A 23,936-nucleotide genomic window follows, 5' to 3' on the forward strand; every position below is an offset into this window, starting at 1 on the left:
CCAATAACAATGCTAGGAACCATCATGGTTTTTTTTGAAGTTATAAGCCCTTATGTTTTTTTAATATTTTTACAAAAAAAACCTAAATAATTGAAATATATTATTTTATTTTTAATATTTCTTTAACTTTAGCCTTTGCCGCATCATCATTTAGTACATCTAAGTCGGTGTAAAAAATTTGAATTAATTTAGAAATTATATTTATATTGTACGGTCTTTTATTTGGGAAAATCTCTGCCTTTCCGTCAATATCCCATATGTCTTTAATAAAGAATGTTCTGTGCGATGTATTATCAACTCGTGGAGATTTCATATTTAATATTTCTGTTTCTATTTTTTTGTAAAAAAAATCAAGCAGATCACTATCCACAAATTCAATATAATCAATTAATTTATTATATATTTTTTCACTTAGTAAAATATCATTATATTTTCTTAAAAACTTATATTCTGGTATTTTTATATCATCTTCCATACCACTTAAAGGAGAAATATAATTATTATCTTTCATAAAATTAATAAAATCATCAATATCTTTATTATCATATTTTTTTGCATATTCTTTTAGTTCATGAAATCTTACATCTATCATTTCCATATCTATAACAGCAATTATTTTTTCTTTTCTCAAATAATTCACAATCTTATTAACATAGCTTGAACTTAAATAAAAAACTGTTGTCTTGGTTTTCGACAATGGTGATGTATTTAATAAATTTATCATTTTATTTTTTGCTGACTCAAGCTTATTGAGCCATTTTTTTAATTCAGTTCCACTATATACTAAACTACTATCCAGTTTTTCCTTATATTTTATTGAGAAATAATATTTTTTAGAAAAAAGAATTAAATCACTTAGCTTTAATTCACATTCCAATATTTTTCTAAAAGACTTATCCTCTAACAATAAATAAATTTTCTCAACATGGAAATCCTTTTCCTCATTACTAAGGTAAGTTTTAAATTTTAGATTATTACTTATAAATTTAATTTTAATAAATTTATTATTAAGTTTGCTATATTCTTTTAGAAATATAGCTACTTCCTCTTTGTCTTCTTGTGTAACTCTTTCCATTTAATTATCTCAAATTGAAATTCAGCGTTACTGATTTATAAACCAGTATAAAACTTCTCAATCAACTGACGTGTCTTGACCATCAAGTGAGTGAAGACGTTATCCCGCTCAAACAGCTTAACCTTATAGTTAGGCAAGTCTTTCAACTCTTCTTTACGTGGTAAGCGTTTAGTGAACTCATAATGCTCCAGAACCTGCTTCATGGCTTCTGGTTTCAGGTTTTCTTCTTTGCAGAGATGCTGATAGGCCTGTTCTTTTTCAGCATCCCAGAATGCAGCAAAAGCCGTTTGGACGCTCTGCCCATTGATCATCTTCGGCATGTTTTCTTCAATGAATTTTTGAATAAGGTCTTGCTTATCGTGCAAACTAATATCGCTACTGATTAAGTCATAAATTTGCGCTTGGTACTTCTGACGCTTGTCCTCTGAGTCTGTATCAACAACAAGCTGTAGGAGGTTGATGATATAACCAACATTAATGCGGTCACTGTGCAGTAAATCCAGTTGAAAATCGACATCATCCAGTACCGATACTTTGTCTTTCTTGGTGGTCTTTCTAACGGCACGACATAGGTCAGCATACTTAGAGGCAAAATTCGCAAAGTGCTGCTTATCGAGTTGTGTTTGGTCTTGATCGTATTCAATAAAAGTTTGTAATTGCGCGTTATAGCGCATCACTTCACGGAAAGCTTTAATAAATTCCAGTTGCTGTTCTTCAGTGACAAGATCATCGACTGATTGGTAATTGGGCGTTAAGGCAAACAGTTTGCTCACCGCTGCTTGGTAATCCTGTTCGATTTCCGCATAGCTTGGAACAAGGACGATCTTGGTCGTTTCTTTATTGGAAAATAGTGCCAGCGCTTCATCCGTTGCACGTTTTAGGTTACGGAAACAGATGATATTGCCAAATGGTTTTTTATCGTTATAGACACGATTGGTACGAGAGAATGCTTGAATCAAGCCATGATATTTTAGATTTTTATCGACATACAAGGTATTCAGAGGTTTGGAGTCAAAGCCAGTCAGGAACATATTGACCACGATTAGAATATCAATCTGCCTGTTTTTTACGCGCTGTGCAATGTCGCGGTAGTACGCATAAAATTGATCACCTGAATTATAGTTAGTTTTGAACTGTCGGTTGTAATTGGCAATGTAGCGATCCAGCTTATCCCGACTGGATGAATTGACCTGGCTTGGAATATCTGCGGCTTCTTCATGAATCAAGCCAGTTAAGTCATCAGTCGGTACAGCCTCATTTGCCGCATAGGAAAAAATGGTTGCAATAGTCAACGGTTTAAATATCCGACCTTGTGCTTCATCTTCAATTTGTTTTTCAGCCTGCACCTTTTCAAAGATGTCGTAATATTGAGTCAGTGTTTCGACTGAACTGACACAGAACATTGCGGTAAATTCACGATTACGGGTTTTGGTATCGTGAATATTGACAATGTAGCGGGCAATCATTTCTAGGCGTTGCGGGTTGTCATACAGTTCTTTGGTATCGATGCCTTCTACATCTTCCTCATAACTGTCATTCGTCGCCATGCCTTTGGCGGTGTATTTGCCCCGATAATCAATCTGGAACTGCAAGACGTTACGATCACGGATGGCGTCCACAATCACGTATTTATGCAAACACTGATTAAACAGGTAGTCTGTGGTGAGTTTTAAACCTGCTTTGCTTTGGCTGTTCTTTTCAAAAATAGGCGTACCGGTAAAACCAAACATTTGTGCATTGCTGAAGAATTTTTTGATGTTCTGATGGGTCTCACCAAATTGACTGCGATGACATTCATCAAAAATAAAGACCACTTTTTTATTTTTAAGATAATCAATCGATTCTAAATAACGCTCGGTGCTGATGGCCCGATTGAGTTTTTGGATGGTGGTCACAATCAGTTTGTCATGACGTTGATCCAGCTGTTTCACCAAGGTCGATGTGTTATCGGTGCTGTCGACGCTATCGGCTTTAAAAGCATTAAATTCGCGTGAGGTTTGCGTGTCGAGGTCGTTACGATCCACCACAAACAGGACTTTTTCCACATCAGGCATTTGCATGATGATCTGACTGGCTTTAAATGAGGTCAGGGTTTTGCCTGAACCTGTAGTGTGCCAGATATAGCCGTTCTGATCGGAGTTTTGCACATGCTCAACAATTTTCTGTACTGCATAAATCTGATAGGGACGCAGCACCATCAGGCTTTTGGTGGTTTCTAGCAGCACCATGTACTGAGTCAGCATTTGGGTCAGATGCTGCTGATTTAAAAATGCGTCGGCAAAGTCGACAATTTCATTGATGTGTTTATTGCTGACATCCGCCCATGGAAAGGCAAACTCGATGCCTGTGGTGCCGTTAGAATAATAACGGGTATTGGCGCCATTACTGATGACAAACAATTGCACAAAGCTAAATAGTCCTTGTCCAGCCCAATACGCTTCACGGGTATAACGCTGGGTTTGGTTAAAGGCTTCGGCGATTTCCATACCGCGCTTTTTCAGCTCGATCTGTACCAAAGGCAAACCATTGACCAGTAAAGTCACATCAAAACGGCTGGTTCTGCCATTATAGTCGCGGTGGTCGATGGTGATTTGATTAGTGACTTGATAAATATTTTTGCTAGGATCATCGGACAGGAAAAAAAGGTGTTTACTGGTTCCATCATCAAATTTGACTGGGAACAGATCACGCAGATTCTTGGCGCGTTCAAACACGGTGCCCGTGTTTAAAAAACTGATGACTTGTTTCCATTCCGTTTCTGACAGGGGCGCAAGTCCATTGGCGCGTTCGACTTGGGTTTTGAGGTTAGACAGTAGTTGGCTTTCGTCCTTGAGCGTCACTGAGGCATAACCTAATTGTTGCAGCTGGCTAATCAGTTCATTTTCAAGTTGGTATTCGCTTTGTACTGTCATTTCACCCTCTATTTTCTAAACTAAATTTTATACTTTGTTCTATTTTGAATTTCTTGAGACTTCATATAAAAGTTTCAATCTATCAACTGTCATGGGAATACCATTTTCCTGACGATGCAGCATTGCATGGCAATTTGGGCAAACAGGAATTAAATCCGTTTTAGGATTGACCTCATAACTCTCTGAAATTTGATGTAATGGAGTTTTGTGATGCACATGAATAAAATCTTTAGCGAAAGTGCCATAAGTTTCTGCAAAACTCATCTTACAAATTTCACAGCGCGTTCCATGAATTTCTAAACATTTGGCACGTGCTACAGGATTACGTTCATAGCGATTCACTTGAACGGTTTGCTTTGCACCTTCAGGAAAACTTTTATTTTCAGTGTCAGCTTCATCTGGGTAATCTGTAGCGACAGTTTCGTGATTAAACTCATTCACAATATGCGCTAAGAAGATGCGAATAGGGTCATTCGGAGCTTTGTCACGATCTGTACGGCGACCTTGAATTGGAGCATCAGGGATTAATTTATTCTGGACAAAGTAATCAAAGGATAAAGTAGCTTTATCGACTTTTTTTAACTTTTCAAAAACAGCATAGCCCTTAATGCTATTCAGTTGGGTCCTATCTTTCCAAAATGCTTTTTGTGCAAGAGGATATTCTGATGGATCAGCATGTCCAATCACTTTGAATTGATACATGACTTTAGATATTGGTTGAGTGACATAGACATAAACAATATCGTTAATCTGTAACCCTTTACCTTCAGTCGTTGCTGAGTTTTTCCAATAAATTGTAGGTAATGCTTCAAAGGCTTTTTCTAAATCAAATTCATCGAAATTAACAGTAACTAACCAATTCGCCATAACAATTCCCCTTACACAAACATCTACTGCAACAAGCCATTTTCAAGTTTTTGGCTTATCTGAATGCATTAACAAAACAGCTTTAATACTGAGTTTCACACTTCACTGCTTTTGCAGGCGTTATATTTTTTGCTGAAACCAAGTGTGTTAAGTCAAAACCTTCTGTTTCTTCAACAAACAAGTTGTAGTCTTTAATGGTAATGGTTGCCTTACCTTCATAGCTGCAATAGTCTTTTTTAATGGTATCTGGCAATTTAAATGTTTTTTTGGCTTGCTCAAAATTGCTAAAGCAGAACCATGCAGTTCGTTCATCACCTTTTGGACGAGGAACAAGTGCAGATGATTTTTTATCAGGTTCAAAGCAAATCCCATCGCCCATATATTCTAAATATTCAGGGTCTAAAGTACGTGAGTAAGTTCCTGTTATGGTTACGTCTCCTTTATAGTGCTTAAAACCAGAAATATCTTTTTGATATTTAAAAGGTTGAGCCTGTGCCAACATCGGCAATGCCATAAAAGCAACGAGTATAAGTTTTTTCATGATGGTCCTATTTTAAGTTTTATAAAGTATTAAAAAGCAAAGTGACTTTATCACTTTGCTGATATGAAAGTATTAAACAAACATTTGCTGCAACAAGCCTTTTTTCCACTGTTTGGCTTGTTCAATTTGCTGTGTCACAACTTCAATTTTTTGATCGGTACTCAATAAAAAATTAGCGATTTTGGTTTGTTCGTCTAGGCAAGGAACTAAAATAGGTAATTGTTTTAAATCACTTAAACCTATTCGTTTTCTTGTTGACCCAGTACTAACATCTGAGGCTTTTTGCCTAAAATCTTGATAATTAATCTGGTAAAACATGAAATGTGTGGAATATTTATTTTTATTAACAACTAATCGAATACCATCAGAACACATAAGGTAGCGATCATGATGATTTGGAACAATACAGCAACGAGCTACAGGATCGCCCATTTTTGAAATTAAAATTTCATTAGGATAGATATTACAACTTAGTAATTCATCAGCCTTTTCAAGTGAAGTAAAAATTTTATAATCATTTAAAAATAGCCCATCCCCGATATTCTGAAGTTGGATAATTCTTATACCTGATTCAGTATAATCATCTGATTTTAGGTTTGATCCAAAAGGACCGCCTGTAAAGCTCCATTTGATACTAGAATCAATAGAATCAATTAAAGTCTTTTCCTCCCACTCCCCAAACTCACTACCATCATCCGCTTTAAAACGAATTTCCTGACTAAACAACTTCTGCATCATGCCTTGTTTATATTGGCTGAGTAGCGCATGTTTTTGCGTGAGTTGGCTAATCTTTTCATCCACGGTAGAAAGAAAAGAGGCGATTTTGGTTTGTTCTTCTTTGGATGGAAAATTAAAAATTAGCTTATTCAGATTCGCAATTGTTAAAGCTTTTTGGGTTGAACCTATCGCACTAGCTAAGACATCATTTTTTCTAGCATCTAATAGAATCATTAAAAAGTTTGGATCTGCATTAATATCTTTAAACCAAATTAGGTTTCCATCTTTAAAATAAAATTCAAAATCAGTGTTAATCAAGTAAGTATTCGCTAACGTACCTACTGCAGTCATCAAAATTTCATTATTTTGAGGTGCTCCAAATTTTTCTTTAAAGTCCTCATACTGTTTTTTTGAAATATACAAAATATCTTTAGGAAAAATTCCTGATTTAAGTTCGGTAATTTCTTTACCTCTAAAAAATGGAATTCCTTCAGACACATAATCAGATAAATGAACTCGCTTACTAGATGTGAGATTTGCAACTTGTGACAGCTTTTTAGCCGTCCAATCCTCATCAAAATCTTTAAATCTTAACTTAGGCGCAGTCATTACTTCACCTCCGCAAAAGGCGATGTAATGCCTAGCTCTTTGCAAAACTCTGCAATGATAGCATCGGCCTTTTGGCTGTCGTGTTCCAAAGCTTGAAGCTGTTTTGCAATCGCATCTAAATCAATCTCGGCTTCCGCCTCAAAGGTATCCACATAACGCGGAATATTCAGGTTGTAGTCGTTATCTTTCACTTCTTGCAAAGTCGCCACATGCGCATATTTTTCAATATTTTCACGCTTTTCAAATGCTGCAACAATCTTATCCAAATGCTCAGGCAATAACTTGTTTTGGTTCTTCTGCTTTTCAAACTCATTGCTGGCATCAATAAACAGAATATTGCCGCTCTGCTCACGGTTTTTCTTCAACACCAAAATACAGGTCGGAATCGAAGTGCCATAGAAAATATTGGCGGGTAGACCAATAATGGCATCCACCACATTCAACTGTTCAATCAAATACTGACGAATCACGCCTTCACTCGAACCACGGAATAATACGCCATGCGGTAACACCACCGCCATCGTGCCGTTGTCATCCAGTTGATACAGCATGTGCTGTACAAATGCCATATCGGCTTTAGAACTTGGCGCCAGTTTGCCATACGCAGCAAAGCGTTCATCTTGTAAAAATAACGGATCGGCAGACCATTTTGCAGAAAATGGCGGATTCGCCACCACCGCATCAAACTTTTTATCTAAATGCTGCGGACGGGTTAAGGTATTTTCCTGCTTGATGTCGAACTTGGCAAAATGCACATCATGCAGAATCATGTTCATGCGTGCCAAGTTGTAAGTAGTACGGTTCATCTCCTGACCGTAAATCATATCGACATCTTTCACTTCACGTTTTACCCGTAGCAACAACGAACCTGAACCACAAGTCGGATCATAGACTGAACGTAAACGCTCCTTGCCTTGGGTGACAATCTTTGCCAGTAAAGTCGATACCGTTTGTGGGGTATAGAATTCACCAGCTTTCTTGCCCGCGCCTGAGGCAAATTCACCAATCAGGTATTCGTAAGCATCCCCCAGTACATCGGCTTCGGTATTACTAATATCAAAATCAATATCATCTAAATGACTCAGGACTTTCGCCACCAGTGCATTACGGTCACTGGCATTATTGCCAAGCTTGGTCGAGTTTAGATCTAAATCTTCAAACAGGTTGGCAAAGTCATCGGCAGAGTCGGTGCCTAAGGTGCTTTGTTCAATCGATTTTAAGGTCGCAGTTAAATCATCCAGAATGAATTCGCCCTGACGACCACGCTCGGCTAAGGTATGGAATAGCTGTTTTGGTGTAAGCGCATAACCCACTTCGGCAATGGCATTCTTTTTAATTTCTTCGATGTACGGTACATGCTCAGGATTATTTTCATCTAACTCTAAAAAGCTGAGGTCTTCGCCATCGAGCAATTCATTGGCAAAGTTCACCGACTTTTCCGATAAATATTTAAAGAAAATAAAACCCAGAATGTAATCACGGAATTCATCGGCGCCCATGGTACCGCGCAAAGTATTGGCAATATTCCACAGTTGTTTTTGTAATTGTTGCAGTTGTACGTGGGTCATTGTTATAGGAGTCCGATGAAAAGAATAAAACATGACTAGTGTACCGAAAATTAAAGTTTTTTCAGCAAAATTGGAAATAGAAAGACAAAATTTGTCGCACTAAACTTATATCAATATTTTTGATATAATTATTGATTTTTATAAAAAGTTTAAATAACAAAATTATCACTTATGATGGGGTAATACTCCCAAAATTAAACATGCATAAAATTTAAATCATTAGTCAAAAGTAACTACAATCTTAGAAAAATAATTGCTAATTTTTTCAACACAAAGTGGAACTGAATGAGAGAAAATCATAAAAATATGAAATTCAAGATGATATGTCTAACTAAAAAGTTGACTTGTCGATTAGCAAGTCAACTTTTTAGAAAAAATGTTAATACATACAAGTGTACCAATTTTCTTTACTGTCCCAAATCACGCGACCAGATTCCAATGGCGTTTGTTTGTACATAACATTATTTCCAGAAGCAATGCTATTGTTACTACTTAACCAACCTTTGATATTAATTTTAATGTTGTTATTGCTAATTGTTTCTAAACTTGCAATAACTTTTGCACCATCTACAGTTCTAAATTGTGGCTGACCAAGCACGATTAGACCAGTATATTCAGAAACTGAAGTATCCTTACAGATAGTGCGACCGATATCATTGGATTTAGGCGCATTAGCAGAAATCATGCGTTGATAATTTTGTTGTTGATTTCTAATCTCTTGATTACGTTGTTGTATTTGAGCATCAAGGTCTCTTTTCTTTTTCATATCAATCATATGATAGTCACTTGATGTATATAGAAGATCAAGTGGATTTGCTATTTCAGTTTTTAAAGTCATAAACGTAAGTTGTGCATTACGATTGTACCTGTTTGAAATCGGTTCAATTGTTACACCCCACGGTTGGGAAGCTGTACAAGTAAAACCACCAATATATGGGAGTGCGATGTTTGTATAACCTTGAATTGGCTTGGTTAATCTTGAAAATTTTGATTGATATGTCTGTGAAAAACGCCCATTTTGAGATTCACAATATGTCTTTAAATAAGTATAAGGAATTTGGTGATCAAGTAATACGTCACTCGTTATGTACTCTTTCCCAGTGCCATCTTTTCCATTCAATTTTTTGGAAGTAATAACTTCATTTGGACCTTTAAATTTTGATACATCTGAAGTTTTTATATGATCGACAGTCACGCACCCAATGATACTAGTTACAAAAGAAAGCCCAAGAATAGATGTAATTGTCTTCATTATGTGTCTCTTTGAGGTTTTGCTTATTTTATCTGAATGCAATAAATTAATACTGGATAGAATCTTAGAGTAGGAAACTTATTTATATGTCCGAATTAAAGAGTCTTCTAAATAACGATTTGAAAAATTATTTTCAAACCAACGCAAAGCATCTTGAGCAAAATAAATATTGGTGTATGTACGGCTATCGACACCGATAGCTGAAATTGTTTGCCATGAACGCGTCATAATCGCTACAGGACTACCATTTTTATCAAACTCTACAAAGGCAGGGTCGACATCATAACGATTTTGAGCACCATTAAACTCGGTAATTGATTGTACTAATCCATTGTTCAAATCTTTATTAATATTCTTTTTATACATACGGACTTGATGTCCTTTTGCTAATGCTTGTTCAATAAACATTTTTGAGGCTAAATCTTTTTCTGAAATATAAATACCATTGTTAATTTTTCGATTTGCTTCGCTAAAGTTTGCTTCATGATTAATATATTTTTCTAAATGGATTGAACCCATTGTACGTTTTTCTAATTTAAATTTATCATTGATCAATGATGGGTTTAGAACAATTACATTATTATTAGAGTTATTTGAAAGGACTAAAAATTTGTTTCGTATTTCTTTATTTGACATTTCATCCCATACGCGTTGAGTACCTTTACTTACCCAGCCATCATAGGCGTTTACTCCTTTCGTTATAGCACCTACCGTACTGTCTGCTGCTGTTTGGATATGTTGACAGCCTGTTGCGTTAATTAAGACGAAAGAAATCGCTAAAAATAAAAAATTCTTATTCATTTTACCCTCTGAGTGTTGGATCAATATTATAAAGCATAGCTATGCTGATCATAATACTAAGTAATCCTTAGTAATTTATCAATTCAAAACTAAGAGAATCTTAGTTTTGAATTGATTATTAAACATATGGAAAGCAAAAAATCCAATGTATTTTCAATGCGTCTAAAGGTTGCTCGCAAAGCGAAGAAGCTTTCTCAAGAACGATTAGGAATACTTGCTGGCATTGATGAAGCTTCGGCTAGTGCTCGAATGAATCAATATGAAACAGGAAAGTATGCGCCCGATCTTCTGACGGCTATAAAAATAGCTGAAGTTTTAGAAGTACCCGTAGCTTACTTCTATATTGAAGATAATTTAATGGCAGAACTTGTTACAAAACTCTATTTTTTGACTGAATTACAGCAGAAAGAAGTATTAGATTTTATTAATCAAATAGCTCAAAATATAAAAAAAACAAATATATAAATTTTTAAGTATAAGTATATTTGATATTTTTTTATAAATCCTGCGCTTTAATGTATTCACTGATTAACTGCCAATCTTCAGATTTTGAAATTTCTCGTGGAAGCTCCGCTTCAAAGGACTCATAAAAATATCTACGCATACAATACTCAATATAAGAATCCGCATAGGTTTCATAACGCGCGATGATTGTTAAGTCCATCACAGGCATTTGTGCTTGATCCCATCGTTGTCTTTTCCGACTGAAAAAGAATAGTTTCCCGAAGGTATATAAACGTCCCGCCTGTTGTCGATTGCCTCTGAATACAGCATAAACTTTAAAATAATTCTGCCATGCAAGAAGATCATTGAGCGCTTTGGTCTGATCTTTCTGTGAAATCACTCGATTGAGAATTTGGGTTAATTCTCTTTTTAGTTTTTCTATTTCAGTTTTCTTAAATCGCCACGTCCATGAGAAATTCTTGTTACTTTTACGGTAAAACTTAGTCTGATGTTCAGCATACTTTTTATGGCTTAACCGTACTAATTCAGCCTCACATTTCCCAAAATCTAAGCATAGATAAGGTTTATTCAATATGAAATTAAATTGTTCATTGTCTTTATAGTAGTGACGGATAAAAGTTAATTCTTGCTCGACTGTAATTTTGTCCCAGATGACAGGTTCAAGTTCAGCAATTTTATCTTTTGATGTATATGCTGAACTAGTTGTTGAAGTCACTTTGCCTATGGTTTCTTTGCTGTGACGATGGCTATTAGGGGTTTTGATCAACAAGACAAATAACCATGCATCTTTATAAAGAATGTCTTGAACAATGAGATCAGCAACAGGTAATCCTTGTTTTAGTCGATATGTTCTTTGCCGACTGGTTAAATTTAATGAATATCGTTCGGTTAATTTATGAATAATCTTTTCAATATCAATTTTACCTAACTCAGTTTGCACTATAAATTTGCAGTAAAAATATGATCCTCTTGTGACCTTATCTTGAATTTTTTGTGCGGTGTATTTTGTGTGGGGGCTGTAATCAATCATTTTATGTCATCCAACTATGCACTTTTCATGTCAATCAACAATCCACTTCAATCCAAATTTCTTCATCCATTTTTGAATTGTTCATCAACAATAATTTTCTCTACATTTCCCATTTTGCTGAGTGCGTCAGCAATCAGCATTAATCAAATTGCGCTAGCACTGTCACCTCACGTTGTAAGGTGACAATAAAGTAGTTCCTAATGCGCATTACGAACCTTGATCAGCAAATCTTATACTTGTTTAAATATTATATCAATATTATTGATATAATAAATTAACTTTGATAATATGGCTGCATATCAATCGAATTGTGGATTGACCATCCATTCCAACTTTCTTTTTTTGAAGTGGTTTGAATGGCTGACCACCATTCAAAAACTTTGATACATATTGCCATGAGTACACGAATTAACCATTTTTGTACTGCCGATGTAGCGGACTGCTGGGGAAACCTCGCTCGGTACGTTGCAACGGGGGCTAGAGGATTGCAATATCCTCTTTCTATCCGTTCATTCACTTTTTAAGAGTTCCAAGCAAATAAAAAGTGGTTGGGCGACAAGGAAACGGGAGCCTATAAGCGATTTATCGTGAAATGGTCATTTGGTTAGTAATAGCCAAGTTAGGTGTGAAACTATGAAAATAGTGGATCATTGAAACCCTGTTCAAAGTGATACAGTCAGGAGCAGCATAGGATGTGCGATAGTCTCCGTTAATAGCTGAATGTGTATGCTTGATCGAACAAGTTTATTTACTTGGAAAAGTATGCTCATTTCCAATCACGATGGCTGCTGAGAGTGCCGTAAGGTACTAGGGCTTTGAGGCTAACGCTGGAAAAGCTGGCACCATTTTGCGCAAGCTGAATGGGTCGCTGGATAGCTTAAACGTGTAACGGCATTAATCGATAGATGCTGATTGGAGTGTAAGAGTTTTACCCTTTATAAAGTTATGTATACATCATATCCCGATATTTTTTAAGGAACTACGGTCGGGGGAAACAGGAAGCATGTATACAGGCGAGAGGATAAACGGTCTGCACATTAAGACGCTTTGAAATAACTTGGGAAGCACTGAATAAAAAGGCTTAAATTGGTTAAAAGTCTGTTGTATTTTTTCAGTGTGGGAGCGATGGTGAGTAGCGCATATAAAGCAAGTATCTACTTGCGGAAATTGTGATACAAATCTTAATAGTAAGATTTGTATTAAATGAGATAGCTAGCTTAAAGCGAATCCTAAAACATTTCGATTTTTTTCAGTCGGGATGCTCATTGCGAAAACTTGAGTCGGCACATGCGTGAGCATGTTGGACAATATGTAGAAAAGAAAGGTTAATGGAACACTGGTCGTGTTTCTCAGTCGGGGATTGGTCTCCTTGACTAGGCCGAGATTGGTACAGTGTAAGTATTCAGAAGTTTGGTCACTGATGAAAATATACTTATACGGGTTTGCCTGAGACTTAAATCAGGATAATGCTACACCAGCATGAAAAAATCGTGGCTTGTTCTTCCAGATTAGACAAGCATAAAACTATTGCCTAGCAGTAGAAATATGAAATGGAATATGGCCTAAGTCGGCATGAAAAAATTGAACCGCCAGAACAGGCGTAATCATCTGCTCAACAAAGAGCATTAACAAATGAAATTAGGCTCGATCCCTTAGGGACGAGCCTTACTTTAGATACTTATAAAAACTATATAATCAATTAAGAGTTTTACTTATTTTCTTAATCTAAATTAGTATCTTACTGAAGTATATTATGAATATGATTAATTAAATCTTGATTCAATCTTTTAATATCTTCAATCTTAATTTCATTATTCTTTCTATGATTGAATACCCAATTAATAAAATCATCAGATTCTTCATAAAATTCTTTATCTGTAATATCATATTTAAAGTTTAGAGGTAGAACTAAAAAGTCAGATTGGAAAGAAGAGTAATCATATATATCTACCCAACTAAATTTTTCTTTAATTGAAAGACCTCTAAAATCCCCCCAAGCGGGAATAATAAGTCTACAACCAATAGAGTGTAATCCTCCTTTACTTTTTTCAATAAGGTGATTTTTAAATAAATGCTTAGCTATTGGCTGAATATCATCTTTAGAAAAATTAATAATTTCTAAATCATGTGTTTTATAATTTTGGACATAATAAAGTCCATCTTTTGTTATTAAAAATTTAATAATATGAAATAAACCATTGCGTGAGGTATTTAAAATACGGTTTTGTATTTTTTCTTCTTCGGTAGCATCATTTCTAAAACTATCAATTATAGAAAGGCTTTTAATTTCTCCACTTTTAATATTGCTTATTAAATCCTTAAGAAGAATAGTAGATTTATCAAGTAAAATTGGAAATTTATCCAAATAATTTAAAAACTTACGATCAATTTCATCATATTTTTTCTCTGTCAGACTAACAATATAACTTAATGCAGCATAAGGTTTTTTTTCCTCATCCAAGTTATCAAAAAAAATTTCAATATAATTACATATAGCTTTACGTAAAACCTTGCTGGCTTCTTTCTTCGCAGTGGGTAATATTTTTTCACGGTTATATGTTAAGAACTTATCGGAATTTGTATGATAAAAATCAACGATAAAGCTAACACATTCATAATTTGTGTAAAAATCTATAAAGGACTGTCCTCTGAAATAGGTTTTATAATGATTTCGAGGAGAAAAATCGCCAAAATCTATAAGATGAAATAAAAGATTTGTTTCCTTATCAAAATAAGCTTTTCCTTCTTTGGAAGGTAATTTTAGATTGGATGAAATAGGAGAGTTTAATAAAAAGTTATTAATACTATTGTGTATCTTAATTGTTTCTACAAAAGATAAGTTTGAGTTTGGATCAATGAAGTCAAATTCTTTTAATTTATCGTCAATTAAAGATTTTTCATCAAATGAATAAGAAATATTTTGGGGTAATTTTTTGATATCGATATCAATTATAAATTCAGTACCAAAATCTATATTTTTATTTATTTTTTCAACAATTACACTTTTATTTTTATTGTTAAAGCTAATTTTTAGTTTTTGATTATCCAAAAATGAATGGGTAATCATAGTGAAACTATCTGCAAGCAAATAAGCACTTTGTAAACCAATACCAAATGCTCCTGAAGGTTTAAACCACTTAGGCATTTCTCTAATTCTTTTTTGCTTTTCCTTGTTTTTGAAAGAACTACCTATTTCTAACATATACTTTAAATCATTTGAACTTATGCCTGTTCCTTGATCCTTAATTTTTAACACCCATTTATTTGATTTTTTCTCTTTAGGTTCAAATGTTATAGTCATTTTATAATTATCGTAGATTTCTTTTAATCGAGCTGATGTTGGGATTAAGTCCTTAATCTCATCTTGGTTTTCAAGCCATATTCTATGCAATGTGGAATCAACGGCATTTTGTAAAATTTCACGAATACTGTCAAATTTCGAAGAATATAAGCCAGTTCCTCTTACTAATTTTAAAATAGCTTCTTGATTAACTTTAAAACTTGGTTTTCTTCCTTGACTTAGAATTAAATAGGGTTCATCTATATCAACGATAGGTGTCATTAAGGTTGGCAAACGACCTAATTCTTTGCACGGAACTATTTGGTCCCAATGTTGAGTCTGTTGATGGTATTCTTGCTGTAGCCAGTTAAACCAATCATAAGCAGCCTCGTATGATTCAGGGGTAGGACATAAACATTTAATTTCAATTCGTTCCGCATCAAGTCGAAAATGTTTAATAGAATGATGCTTATCATAATGAGCTTTACTTAAGTTAGGCAAATTATGACCACACATTGACATCATGATTGGACAAAACCGATTGTCATCTATGTCTAATAAATCACCCATTCTAAGTAAACAAGCAACATAAAGAGGATGGCAGTCTTCGGATGCCATGCCTGCTTCTGCTTTCGGTAGTGAATTTATTAAAGCATCAAAATTATCACCATGTGATTTACAGATATCTGCCAGTACATCAAATAAACGCTTTGGTAATAACTCATTACGTGATGAATTCAATCCTATTTCTTCAACTGGATTTCTTACTATTTTTGCTGAGTTTAGAGGGTGTTTTTGTCTATACCATTCGGCTAATAACTGAATATATTGGTGAATAAAATCATGGGCTTCTGCTTTTTGAGGTAAGACAGCCTTTTTTTTAATCCATTTTTTTGCAAATTTTTTTAAATTATCATCTGAGCTATCTTTTAATGAATGAACAAACTCTTCAAATTCAGGAGTATTCATGTCTTCAATTTGTTTTTGAGTAATAACCATTCCTATATCATGGTTATATGCTGCCTCTAAAATAAGCCATGTGTCAGTAGCACTTAAAAACTTTATTTTATCTCCAAGTAATCTTTCAATATTTACTATTATCTGACGAGAATGAGAAACATCATGACGACTGTAATGTGGAAAAATAGTACTTACATTTTGAAGGGCTTTACTAATGAGCTCTTGATCAAACCGCCATTGTGATTCTAATAATTTTAAATGAGGGTGGCGGTTACAAACCTTCTCAAAATGCCTTTCTAAGCTGTATAATTCTTGATCTAATAAAATTGAGTCGTTAAGCATTTCTATTACCCTATTTGTTTTCCCAACCATATTTTTCCCCCACAAATAATATTCATTGATGGGTTAATATTTTCTAATTGCAGATACGAAATCTACCCAACATCCTTTAACTCTAAAGGTCTAACTTCATTGTATCTAAGACATTGTTATTAATTGCACTAATCATACATTCGATAGTGAATTAAGCAACTTTCATTGTGACTTTTTTATCCGAATATAACTGTTCTAAATAATCAGCCCACCACTGCATAATTTCAATTCGTTCTTCTAAATGTGTAGCTTTGTCATAAACAGCTTTTACACCCTGTTTTTTATGCGCTAAACAAGCTTCAATAACCTGTTCTTTATCACTGAATTGATTATTTAAGGCAGTACTTGCAATATGTCTAAATCCATGTGGACTTTGACGGCCTCGATAGCCTAGATTTTTCAAAGCATTATTTAAAGTTGCTTCACTCATTGGCTTTATAAGGCTATCTCTGCTAGGAAATAAAAAATCCGATACTGTCCTAATTTCTTTTAATTTAAATAACAGTTCTATTGCCTGTTTTGGTAAAGGTACAACATGGGTAATACCACATTTCATTGTTTCGGCAGGCTTTATCCAGATTTTTTTCTCAAAGTCAAAATCTTGCCATTTTGCATAGCGCAATTCTTGTGGTCGAGGAAAAAGAATAACAAGTAACTCTAAAGCAATTGCCGTATGCGAATTTCTATAGCTTCGAATAGACTGCACCAACTCGGGCAGTTCCTGAAGACTGACATGCTTCATATTCCCTTTACTACCTTTATCAAGATACTTCAAAATTCCATCCAAAGGGTTCGACTCTATTTGTCCATGAAACTTTGCAAGATCATAGGCATTGCGACAATGTGAAACTAGTTTCTCTACACGATTGTAAATACTTTCACTTCTGAGCATATCCTGAAAAAATGTCAGCCATTGTTGAGGTGAAATTTTGGTGAAATCCAATTCACCAAAAACAGATAAGATACGTTTTTCAATTGATTGAGTTTCTTTCTTTATTGTTATTGCAGCCCAAGTTGTTTTCTTAGTATCAAGCCAGTCATACATCAAGCTTTTTAAATTAAGTTGTTGCTTCTCAATTCTTTGCAATTCAATTTCTTTTTTTGTTAATACTTTTTCATTTTGCTGTAACTTGAGAAAAATAGTTGAAGCTTCAAGTTTAGCTGCTACAAGCGATAACTGCGGATAACTTCCAATACTATGCCATTTCCACTTCCCAGCTTCATCCTTAAAGCGGACTTGCCAAGTTTTTTTCCCTTTTGGTGATACACGAAAATAAAGCCCAGCATCGCATGAAATACGATACTCCTTATCTTCAGATTCAAGATTATATAAATGCGAGTCTTTTATCTGTTTGATGCCATTTAGGGCAGTTCTTTTCATAGCTAAACACCTTGTATCCGAGTAATGCAGAAAGAGTATCGGATACAAGATTGGATACACAAGAGGGTCAAATAAAGCTGTGCATAGCCGAACATAGTTGTGCAAAAAGCAGAAATAAAAAACCCATGAATCATTATAATTCATGGGTTTATATATCAAATCATTGCAAAGTTGTGCATATGATTACAAAAAATTGGTGGGCCCACACAGACTTGAACTGTGGACCAACGGATTATGAGTCCGCTGCTCTAACCAACTGAGCTATAGGCCCTATATTCTGAATGTGTTATTTATCAACAAGTTCAGACGCAAAGCATACTAGCGAAGATTTTTTTAAAAGACAAGCCTTTTTCTTCACGGCTGCACACTAACACAACAAATTGGCTGTAGTTGCAGCAGTTAAGCTTTGATTCGACCAAAATGCACAAAGTGTCGAATCCTATCGTGATGTAAATCACGACAAAAGTTATCAAACAGTCAAAATAACCTTATAATAATGCCCATTCTTGTCAGTACCGTGCCCAACAGCGCTTAGATTGGTACTGGCCTCACATTTTTAAGTCAATGTCCTACAGTTATTCGGCTTATGTTTTCATTTTTATGTGTTGCACTGACACATAAGAATATTTAGGTGCCCACATGGAAATTAAGGTTAATTATCTCGATAACCTTCGACAAGAAGCCAAATTTGATGACTTCACGGTAATTGCCGACCAACCTATTCGCTATAAAGGTGATGGTTCTGCTCCCGGACCATTCGACTACTTTTTGGCGTCGTCAGCATTATGTGCAGCGTATTTTGTAAAAGTGTATTGTGCGGCGCGAGACATTCCGACAGATAATATTCGCTTATCACAAAATAATATTGTTGATCCTGAAAACCGCTATAAGCAAATTTTCAAAATTCAAGTTGAACTGCCTGCGGATATTTCTGAAAAGGACCGTCAAGGTATTTTGCGTTCAATTGACCGCTGTACGGTCAAAAAAGTGATTCAGACTGGTCCTGAATTTGTCATTGAAGAAGTAGAAAGCATTGATGCAGATGCACAAGCTTTACTTATGCCAAATTTAGCGTCAGAAAGTACCACGTTTATTCCAGGTAAAGATCTGCCATTAGAAGAAACCATTGCCAATATGTCAGGTATTTTGGCTGGTTTAGGCATGAAGATTGAAATCGCGTCATGGCGTAACATCGTACCGAATGTTTGGTCTCTACATATTCGTGATGCACAATCGCCAATGTGTTTTACCAATGGTAAGGGTTCAACCAAAGAAAGTGCCTTAGCCTCGGCTTTGGGTGAATTTATTGAACGTCTCAATTGCAACTTCTTCTATAACGACCAGTTCTGGGGTGAAGAGATTGCCAATGCTGACTTTGTGCACTATCCAGATGAAAAATGGTTCCAACCCGGCCCAGAAGGCGAGTTACCTGTCGAAATTTTGGATGACTACACACGTGTAATTTATAACCCAGAAGATGAGTTGTTAGGCACACATCTATATGACACCAATTCAGGAAATACAGCACGCGGTATTTGCTCTCTTCCTTTTGTCCGTCAGTCAGATGGTGAAACAGTGTATTTCCCATCAAACTTGATTGAAAATTTATACTTGTCAAACGGGATGAGTGCAGGGAATACCTTGGCAGAAGCGCAGGTTCAATGCTTATCTGAAATCTTTGAACGTGCAGTAAAACGTGAGATTTTGCAAGGTGAATTGGCATTACCAGATGTTCCTGAAGAGGTTTTAGCCAAATATCCAAGTATTGTTGCAGGTATTAAAGGGCTTGAAGAACAAGGTTTTCCTGTATTGGTAAAAGATGCTTCACTGGGTGGTCGGTACCCTGTGATGTGTGTAACCTTAATGAACCCACGTACTGGTGGGGTTTTTGCATCTTTTGGTGCGCACCCTAAACTCGAAGTGGCTTTAGAGCGTAGCTTAACCGAGCTTCTACAAGGCCGAAGCTTTGAAGGTCTAAACGATCTACCAAAACCAACGTTTAGCTCGAATGCAGTCACTGAGCCAAATAACTTTGTAGAACACTTTATTGACTCAAGTGGTTTGGTATCTTGGAAATTCTTTAGCGCACAATCAGACTATGATTTTGTAGAGTGGGATTTCACATCTGAAGGTGAAAATGCCAATGCGGAAGAAGCTGCAGCGATGTTTGCGATTCTAGAAGACATGGGCAAAGAAGTGTATATGGCGGTCTACCAGCATCTTGGTGCTACGGCATGTCGTATTTTAGTTCCGGGTTATTCTGAAGTGTATTTGGTTGAAGACTTGGTTTGGGATAACACCAACAAAGCTTTGGACTTCCGTGAAGATATTTTAAACATTCATCGTCTAGATGAAGACGAGTTAGTGTCACTGGTTGAGCGCTTAGAAGAGCTTGAAGTGGATGACTACACGGATATTGTGACGCTCATCGGGATTGAGTTTGATGACAATACCGTATGGGGTCAATTAACGGTTCTTGAGCTCAAACTACTGATCTATATTGCGCTACAAGAGTTTGAAGAAGCAAAAGAGTTGGTCGAAACCTTCCTTCAATACAACACCAATACGGTCGAACGTGGTTTGTTCTATCAATGTATGAATGTGGTTTTAGAAGTTGAATTGGACGATGACTTAGATCTCAATGACTATGAACATAATTTCCGTCGTATGTTTGGTGACGAACGTATGGATGCAGTGATTGGTTCAATGGATGGCAGTCTTCGCTTCTACGGTTTAACTGAAACCAATATGCAACTTGAAGGTTTAGATCGTCATTTACGTCTGATTGATAGCTATAAAAAATTGCATGCTGCACGTGCGAAGTTTGCCAGTCAGAACGTTTAAATCTGGGCTTGTGAATAACGTTACTCATGTGATCATCTATTTGAAAAAACTCTCCTAAGGGGGAGTTTTTTTGTGCGAAATTTGCTGAAAATTAATCTATATCTGTGATGTTGATATTAATAAAAATCCTTATAACTCAGGTGAATATAAGGGAGGCTTAAAAATAACCGATTATCCGAAATTGTGTCATTTTAAAGTAAAGATATTTGACTCATTGGAAAAATATGATAATAAATTAGCTATGGCGTGTTTAGGCATGTTCATAATATTTCAGGACGAAATATTCAGAAGCACATTAATAAATAAATGGGAGTTTTAACAACATGCTTCAATTATTCAGAAAACTATTTTGCATGCATATTTACGAATACGAGCAAATGGAAGAAATCGGTTCGCACAAGGAATGTCGTAAGTGCGGTGTGACAAAGTAATGCAGAGTCTAAGCCGAAAAAAAAGTGAGCGAAAGCTCACTTTTTTAATGCCGGTCAATATTGAAATCATTAAAATAGAATCACATCCACAGTTTTCATGCAGATATGAGTAAAGATTTTCAAGCCGAGCGTTATACCGTCGATGCCAATATGGCAGATACCATTGCATGGTTATTACAACATCAGGATTGCTTTGAATCTTTTTATTATGATGCGATTCAGCAGCAATTGGTGGTTCAACATGCTAATGGTCAAGACATTATTCGTGAAGGGGATTATTTAAATGCAGGCTATGGAATTTTAATAACAGCACATAACTTTGTTAAGTAAACGATATATTTTCCCTACTCATGGTGATTTAGCCATTTCATTTGTCCGCACCATCTCTTGCATTGCACTTTGATACCTATCACTGATCATTCAATTGAACTAAGCCCCGAACTTCGGGGCTTAGATTTTAAGCCATTTGCATGGCATCAGTTGAAAGCTGTGCAGCATTTGGTTTGGGCTGTTCCGCGATTAAACCGAGTTTGCTAAATAAAAGCTGATCTTTGCCTTCGCCTGCATTTGGCGTGGTCAGCAGTTTTTCACCGGAAAAGAGTGAATTTGCACCTGCCATAAATGCCAAAGCTTGTTCTGAATCACTCAGGGATTCACGACCTGCAGAGAGTCGAATATAGCTTTTTGGCATAATGATCCGTGCGACTGCAATGGTGCGAATCCATTCGATCACATCAAGTTTCTCAACCTCTGCAAGTGGGGTACCTTGAATAGGGACAAGGAGATTAATCGGCACGGATTCAGGATGAATCGGCAGCGTTGCCAACTCCATCAAAAAGGCGATACGGTCATCACGGCTTTCACCTAAGCCCACAATTCCGCCGCTACAGATTTTCATTCCAGATTGGCGAACATAGTCTAGCGTCGTTAAACGGTCATCATAGCTACGCGTGCTAATGACATTGGGATAATACTCACGAGAAGTATCGAGGTTATGGTTGTAATAATCTAAGCCCGCCTCATGTAAGCGCTCTGCTTGAGACTGATTCAGCATGCCAAGGGTCATACAGGTTTCAAGTCCAAGCGCTTTGACTTCACGCACCATTTCTAACACATATGGCATGTCCCGTTCATGTGGATTGCGCCATGCAGCGCCCATACAAAAACGCGAAGAACCTGAGGCAAGCGCAGCTTTCGCTTCATTAATGACTTTTTCCACAGCCAGACGTTTTTCAGCCTCTAATCCAGAGTCATAATGTGCGGACTGTGAGCAATATTTACAGTCTTCAGGGCACTTACCAGTTTTAATCGAAAGTAATGTGCTGACTTGAATATGATTGGCTTGGAAATATTCACGGTGAATGGTCTGTGCTTGGAATAATAAATCCATCAATGGTTGTTGATACAACTCTTGTATTTCTGGATGTGTCCAGTCATTTCGGTAGCTCATAAATGATCCATATTTTCTGCCTAATGCAGATCATCATACGTAAAATTTGCAGACTTCCAAGACTATTTTGTAACATTGCAATTTAGCTAAAATGCATTGAAATGACTTTTTCAAAGAACTTTTGATATTTAAGATGCTTGCAAAGTTATGCTAAATGACAGCACAATCGCTGCAATGTTTATTTTGAGCTAAAAAATTAATTTTCTTGGATTACGTCACTAAGTTTTAGCTTAAATGAAAACTTAGTAAGGATCTGGAAAATAGAGAATAAAAGTCCTTAAAGCATTTTTGAGTTTTGTTCTGCAATTGCCCAATCAATATGAACTTGCACAATCGCGTCATGTTTTTCGCGAGAATTTTTTAATGATTGAACAATATTTGAACTGTATGGTGCATTGCCTAAGCCTATCGCGATATTTCGCATAAAGCTTTGATAGCCTGTTCGTCGGATAGGACTGCCTTCAGTACAGCTTAAAAAAGTGGCTTCATCCCATTGCCAAAGATCTAATAAACTCACTTGGTCGAGGCCATGACGTGGATAAAAGTCCTCAATTTGAGTTTTATGCGCAAAGCTATTCCATGGACAGATGAGCTGACAGTCATCACAACCAAACACACGGTTGCCAATGCCACGGCGTAATTCTTCAGGAATGATGCCTTTGTATTCGATGGTTAAGTAGGCAATGCATTTACGTGCATCTAACATATAGGGTTCAACGATGGCCTGAGTTGGACAGATATCAATACAGGCTGTGCATGAACCACAATGTTTGGTTGTCGGAGAATCAAAAGGCAAATCGAGTGATGTAAACAGCTCACCTAATACAAAAAATGAGCCTGATTTTTTATGGATCAGTAAGGTGTGTTTGCCTGTCCAGCCCATGCCTGCATTTTCAGCTAAGGATTTTTCAAACACTGGTGCAGAGTCGGTAAAGGGTCTAGATTCAAAATCTCCGATTTTTTCACGGATGATATTCGACAAGGTTTTTAAACGACCACGCATGACTTTGTGGTAGTCACGACCTCGTGCATAGCGTGCAATGATGGCTGCATTTGGCTCATTAGGAACATAACGTGGTTTTGGGGTTTCGACCAAATAATCCATGCGGACACAAATGATACTGCGTGTGCCGGGGACTAAAAGTGCAGGATTGGCACGTTTTTCAAGGTTTTCCTCTAGGAATTTCATATCGCCATGATAACCACGTTCTAAATATTCTTTAAAACGAGGGAGTTCCTCTTGAGCATCTGGCTTTGCGATGACACAATCAGAAAAACCTAAATTTAAGGCTTGCGCTTTAATCCATGCTTTTAGGGTTTCTGGATCATATTGATCGACAGGAATTTTTTGTGCAGGAGTTGAAGCGGCCATAATCATAAC

Annotated in this window: 16 protein-coding genes and 1 tRNA gene; 3 read left to right on the top strand and 14 right to left on the bottom strand. The window is 36.1% G+C overall.

Going from position 1 to position 23,936, the window contains the following annotated elements; all coding sequences use genetic code 11:
- Positions 1 to 100: 100 nt before the first annotated feature.
- The 8 genes from FTU36_RS00160 to FTU36_RS00195 all read right to left on the bottom strand — a co-directional run bounded on the left by FTU36_RS00160 (position 101) and on the right by FTU36_RS00195 (position 10,342).
- Positions 101 to 1,075: a hypothetical protein gene (locus FTU36_RS00160; RefSeq protein ID WP_180115298.1), complete on the bottom strand. Its 975-nt coding sequence runs from the start codon at positions 1,073 to 1,075 to the stop codon at positions 101 to 103.
- Positions 1,076 to 1,110: 35 nt separating this feature from the next.
- The gene (locus FTU36_RS00165; RefSeq protein WP_180116583.1) at positions 1,111 to 3,987 is read right to left on the bottom strand and encodes a type I restriction endonuclease subunit R; all 2,877 of its coding nucleotides are present in this window, start codon (positions 3,985 to 3,987) and stop codon (positions 1,111 to 1,113) included.
- Positions 3,988 to 4,026: 39 nt separating this feature from the next.
- A complete protein-coding gene (locus FTU36_RS00170; RefSeq protein WP_180115296.1) occupies positions 4,027 to 4,854 on the bottom strand; it encodes an HNH endonuclease in 828 nt (275 codons plus the stop codon).
- Between the two features lie 82 nt (positions 4,855 to 4,936).
- Entirely contained in the window at positions 4,937 to 5,395 is a 459-nt protein-coding gene (locus tag FTU36_RS00175) for a hypothetical protein (RefSeq protein ID WP_180115295.1), read from the bottom strand.
- A 72-nt stretch (positions 5,396 to 5,467) separates the two neighbouring features.
- A complete protein-coding gene (locus FTU36_RS00180; protein WP_180115294.1) occupies positions 5,468 to 6,721 on the bottom strand; it encodes a restriction endonuclease subunit S in 1,254 nt (417 codons plus the stop codon).
- Positions 6,721 to 8,289: a type I restriction-modification system subunit M gene (locus FTU36_RS00185; RefSeq protein ID WP_180115293.1), complete on the bottom strand. Its 1,569-nt coding sequence runs from the start codon at positions 8,287 to 8,289 to the stop codon at positions 6,721 to 6,723. Before FTU36_RS00185 ends, FTU36_RS00180 begins: the two co-directional genes overlap by 1 nt.
- Positions 8,290 to 8,668: 379 nt before the next feature.
- Positions 8,669 to 9,541, bottom strand: coding sequence for a hypothetical protein (locus FTU36_RS00190; RefSeq protein ID WP_180115292.1), 873 nt, complete (start codon positions 9,539 to 9,541; stop codon positions 8,669 to 8,671).
- Between the two features lie 78 nt (positions 9,542 to 9,619).
- Positions 9,620 to 10,342: a hypothetical protein gene (locus tag FTU36_RS00195; protein ID WP_180115291.1), complete on the bottom strand. Its 723-nt coding sequence runs from the start codon at positions 10,340 to 10,342 to the stop codon at positions 9,620 to 9,622.
- Between the two features lie 126 nt (positions 10,343 to 10,468).
- Between FTU36_RS00195 and FTU36_RS00200 the strand changes: the two genes are divergently transcribed.
- Positions 10,469 to 10,807 (top strand): helix-turn-helix transcriptional regulator, encoded by a 339-nt coding sequence (locus FTU36_RS00200; RefSeq protein ID WP_180115290.1) that lies wholly within the window; start codon positions 10,469 to 10,471, stop codon positions 10,805 to 10,807.
- Positions 10,808 to 10,838: 31 nt separating this feature from the next.
- On the opposite strand, the gene FTU36_RS00205 is transcribed toward FTU36_RS00200, so the two are convergent.
- The 4 genes from FTU36_RS00205 to FTU36_RS00220 form a co-directional block, all read right to left on the bottom strand.
- Positions 10,839 to 11,837, bottom strand: a complete 999-nt coding sequence (locus FTU36_RS00205) for a hypothetical protein (RefSeq protein WP_180115289.1) — start codon at positions 11,835 to 11,837, stop codon at positions 10,839 to 10,841.
- A gap of 1,738 nt (positions 11,838 to 13,575) precedes the next feature.
- The gene (locus FTU36_RS00210) at positions 13,576 to 16,419 is read right to left on the bottom strand and encodes an ATP-binding protein (protein WP_180115447.1); all 2,844 of its coding nucleotides are present in this window, start codon (positions 16,417 to 16,419) and stop codon (positions 13,576 to 13,578) included.
- A gap of 181 nt (positions 16,420 to 16,600) precedes the next feature.
- The gene (locus tag FTU36_RS00215; protein ID WP_180115288.1) at positions 16,601 to 17,830 is read right to left on the bottom strand and encodes a site-specific integrase; all 1,230 of its coding nucleotides are present in this window, start codon (positions 17,828 to 17,830) and stop codon (positions 16,601 to 16,603) included.
- Between the two features lie 194 nt (positions 17,831 to 18,024).
- Positions 18,025 to 18,101, bottom strand: a tRNA-Ile gene (locus tag FTU36_RS00220).
- A gap of 368 nt (positions 18,102 to 18,469) precedes the next feature.
- On the opposite strand from FTU36_RS00220, the gene FTU36_RS00225 reads away from it, so the two are divergent.
- Together FTU36_RS00225 and FTU36_RS00230 are read left to right on the top strand one after the other, a co-directional pair.
- The gene (locus FTU36_RS00225; RefSeq protein WP_180116584.1) at positions 18,470 to 20,674 is read left to right on the top strand and encodes an OsmC domain/YcaO domain-containing protein; all 2,205 of its coding nucleotides are present in this window, start codon (positions 18,470 to 18,472) and stop codon (positions 20,672 to 20,674) included.
- A gap of 536 nt (positions 20,675 to 21,210) precedes the next feature.
- The gene (locus FTU36_RS00230; protein WP_180116585.1) at positions 21,211 to 21,435 is read left to right on the top strand and encodes a hypothetical protein; all 225 of its coding nucleotides are present in this window, start codon (positions 21,211 to 21,213) and stop codon (positions 21,433 to 21,435) included.
- Positions 21,436 to 21,562: 127 nt separating this feature from the next.
- On the opposite strand, the gene bioB is transcribed toward FTU36_RS00230, so the two are convergent.
- Both bioB and queG read right to left on the bottom strand, forming a co-directional pair.
- Positions 21,563 to 22,555 (bottom strand): biotin synthase BioB, encoded by a 993-nt coding sequence (bioB, locus tag FTU36_RS00235; protein ID WP_180116586.1) that lies wholly within the window; start codon positions 22,553 to 22,555, stop codon positions 21,563 to 21,565.
- A gap of 277 nt (positions 22,556 to 22,832) precedes the next feature.
- The gene (gene queG, locus FTU36_RS00240; protein ID WP_180116587.1) at positions 22,833 to 23,927 is read right to left on the bottom strand and encodes a tRNA epoxyqueuosine(34) reductase QueG; all 1,095 of its coding nucleotides are present in this window, start codon (positions 23,925 to 23,927) and stop codon (positions 22,833 to 22,835) included.
- Between the last annotated feature and the right edge of the window lie 9 nt (positions 23,928 to 23,936).

This window comes from Acinetobacter sp. YH12096 (assembly GCF_013419215.1).
Lineage (GTDB): Bacteria > Pseudomonadota > Gammaproteobacteria > Pseudomonadales > Moraxellaceae > Acinetobacter > Acinetobacter amyesii.

Coding starts and splice junctions, on each gene's coding strand:
- FTU36_RS00225 (WP_180116584.1), top strand. CDS start 18,470: ATGGAAATTAAGGTTAATTATCTCGATAACCTTCGACAAGAAGCCAAA.
- FTU36_RS00180 (WP_180115294.1), bottom strand. CDS start 6,721: ATGACTGCGCCTAAGTTAAGATTTAAAGATTTTGATGAGGATTGGACG.
- FTU36_RS00215 (WP_180115288.1), bottom strand. CDS start 17,830: ATGAAAAGAACTGCCCTAAATGGCATCAAACAGATAAAAGACTCGCAT.
- FTU36_RS00200 (WP_180115290.1), top strand. CDS start 10,469: ATGGAAAGCAAAAAATCCAATGTATTTTCAATGCGTCTAAAGGTTGCT.
- FTU36_RS00195 (WP_180115291.1), bottom strand. CDS start 10,342: ATGAATAAGAATTTTTTATTTTTAGCGATTTCTTTCGTCTTAATTAAC.
- FTU36_RS00185 (WP_180115293.1), bottom strand. CDS start 8,289: ATGACCCACGTACAACTGCAACAATTACAAAAACAACTGTGGAATATT.
- FTU36_RS00230 (WP_180116585.1), top strand. CDS start 21,211: ATGAGTAAAGATTTTCAAGCCGAGCGTTATACCGTCGATGCCAATATG.
- FTU36_RS00170 (WP_180115296.1), bottom strand. CDS start 4,854: ATGGCGAATTGGTTAGTTACTGTTAATTTCGATGAATTTGATTTAGAA.
- FTU36_RS00160 (WP_180115298.1), bottom strand. CDS start 1,075: ATGGAAAGAGTTACACAAGAAGACAAAGAGGAAGTAGCTATATTTCTA.
- FTU36_RS00210 (WP_180115447.1), bottom strand. CDS start 16,419: ATGCTTAACGACTCAATTTTATTAGATCAAGAATTATACAGCTTAGAA.
- FTU36_RS00165 (WP_180116583.1), bottom strand. CDS start 3,987: ATGACAGTACAAAGCGAATACCAACTTGAAAATGAACTGATTAGCCAG.
- FTU36_RS00175 (WP_180115295.1), bottom strand. CDS start 5,395: ATGAAAAAACTTATACTCGTTGCTTTTATGGCATTGCCGATGTTGGCA.
- FTU36_RS00190 (WP_180115292.1), bottom strand. CDS start 9,541: ATGAAGACAATTACATCTATTCTTGGGCTTTCTTTTGTAACTAGTATC.
- queG (WP_180116587.1), bottom strand. CDS start 23,927: ATGGCCGCTTCAACTCCTGCACAAAAAATTCCTGTCGATCAATATGAT.
- FTU36_RS00205 (WP_180115289.1), bottom strand. CDS start 11,837: ATGATTGATTACAGCCCCCACACAAAATACACCGCACAAAAAATTCAA.
- bioB (WP_180116586.1), bottom strand. CDS start 22,555: ATGAGCTACCGAAATGACTGGACACATCCAGAAATACAAGAGTTGTAT.